The organism is Streptomyces tricolor (assembly GCF_002155905.1).
Classification (GTDB): domain Bacteria; phylum Actinomycetota; class Actinomycetes; order Streptomycetales; family Streptomycetaceae; genus Streptomyces; species Streptomyces tricolor.
On record NZ_MUMF01000776.1, the window covers coordinates 1 to 1,917 of the forward strand.

Annotated in this window: 2 protein-coding genes; both read right to left on the reverse strand. The window is 75.5% G+C overall.

Annotation, left to right across the window (positions count from 1 at the left end; all coding sequences use genetic code 11):
- Positions 1 to 161: 161 nt before the first annotated feature.
- Positions 162 to 968, reverse strand: coding sequence for an ABC transporter ATP-binding protein (locus CCN44_RS39305; protein WP_086703876.1), 807 nt, complete (start codon positions 966 to 968; stop codon positions 162 to 164).
- On the reverse strand, positions 965 to 1,917 hold a 953-nt coding region (locus CCN44_RS39310; protein ID WP_086703880.1), incomplete at its 5' end, for a FecCD family ABC transporter permease. The genes CCN44_RS39305 and CCN44_RS39310, both read right to left, overlap by 4 nt.

Below are 1,917 nucleotides of genomic sequence, written 5' to 3' on the forward strand. Positions count from 1 at the left end.
CTGGGCGGTCGCCGCGGAGACGTGCAGGCCGTCGGCGATGTCCGCGAGGGCCACGTTGACGATGTTCATGTCGAGCATGGCCACGAACGACAGCAGGCCGGCCACGGCCACCGGCAGCCAGCGGTCGCCGCCGGGGCGGTCCGGGCCGGGTCCGGGGTGTGTCATCCCTGCCCCCTCCCCCCGGCGGACGGGCCGTCGGCCGGCGCCCGGTGGTCGACGGCGATCAGCGGGTCGCCGGTGAGGGGGTGCTCGACCACGGCCGCCCGTACCCCGAACACCTCGGCCAGCAGGGCGGGCGTGAGGACCTCGCGGGGCGGCCCGGAGGCGACCACGGTACCGGCGTGCAGGACGTGCAGCCGGTCGCAGACGGAGGCGGCGGCGTTGATGTCGTGCAGGGACACCAGCGTCGTACGGCGCTGGGCGCGCAGCAGGGCGAGCAGCTCGACCTGATGGCGGACGTCGAGGTGGTTGGTCGGTTCGTCCAGGACCAGCACGTCCGGGCTCTGGGCGAACGCGCGGGCCAGCAGGACCCGTTGGCGTTCCCCGCCGGACAGCGCGGCGAAGCGGCGTCCGGCGTGGCCGGCCATGCCGACGTCGGCGAGGGCGCGCGCGACGGTGTCCCGGTCGGTGGCGTCCTCGCCGGCGAAGGCCCGCTTGTACGGCGTCCGTCCCATGGCGACGACCTCGCCCACGGTCAGCTCGAAGTCGTCGCCCCGCTCCTGCGGCAGCGCGGCGATGTGCCGGGCCGACCGTGCCGGGCTCAGCTCGCGCAGGTCGGTGCCCGCCAGCAGCACCCGGCCCGCGGCGGGCCGCAGATGCCGGTAGACGGCGCGCAGCAGGGTGGACTTGCCGCTTCCGTTCGGCCCGACCAGTCCGGTGATCTCCCCCTGCGCGGCCACCAGCCGGGCGCCCGCCACGACCGTACGGCCCGCGTAGCCGAGGTGCAGGTCCTCGATGTCGATCCTCACGCCCGGTCCCCCGTCCGCCGGTCCAGCAGGTACAGCAGGGCGGGAGCGCCGAGCAGCGAGGTGACCACCCCGACGGGCAGCTCCTGCGTGTCCAGCGCGACCCGGCAGACGATGTCGACCACGACCAGCAGCAGCGCCCCGGACAGCGCGGAGACCGGCAGCAGGCGCCGGTGGTCGCCGCCGACGACCAGGCGGCAGGCATGCGGCACCATCAGCGCGACGAACGCGATCGCGCCGGACACCGCGACCAGGACCCCGGTCAGCAGGCTCGTGACGGTGAACAGCTCGCGGCGCAGCCGTGTGACGTCGACGCCCAGACCGGCCGCCGTCTCGTCCCCCATCAGCAGCGCGTTCAGCGACCGGGCGCGCGCCTGGAGCCACAGCAGGCCGGCCGGCACCGCGGCGGCCGGCAGCGCCAGCAGCGGCCACGTCGCCCCGCTCAGGCTGCCCATGAGCCAGAACAGCACGCTGTGGGTCTGCTGCTCGTCCCCGGTCCGCAGCACCAGATAGCTGGTGAAGCCGGAGAGGAACTGGCCGATCGCGACGCCGGTGAGGACCAGGCGCAGCGGTGCGAATCCGCTGCCGCGCCGGGCGATCGCCCACACCAGGGCGAAGGTGGCCAGGGCGCCCGCGAACGCCGCCGCCGAAAGACCGAGGCCCAGCGCGCCGCCCGCGCCGACGCCGAGCACGATCGCGGCGACCGCGCCGAGCGAGGCGCCGTTGGAGACGCCCAGCAGGTACGGGTCGGCCAGCGGATTGCGCACCAGGGCCTGCGTCGCCGTGCCGACGAGGCCGAGTCCGGCGCCGACGAGGGCCGCGGACAGGGCGCGCGGGACGCGGAGTTGCCAGACGATCAGGTCGTCGGTGCCGGGCCTGGGTGCCGCGCCGGACAGTCTCCGGCCCACCACGCTCCACACCTCGGCGGTGTCCTGGGGCTCGACATCCATCC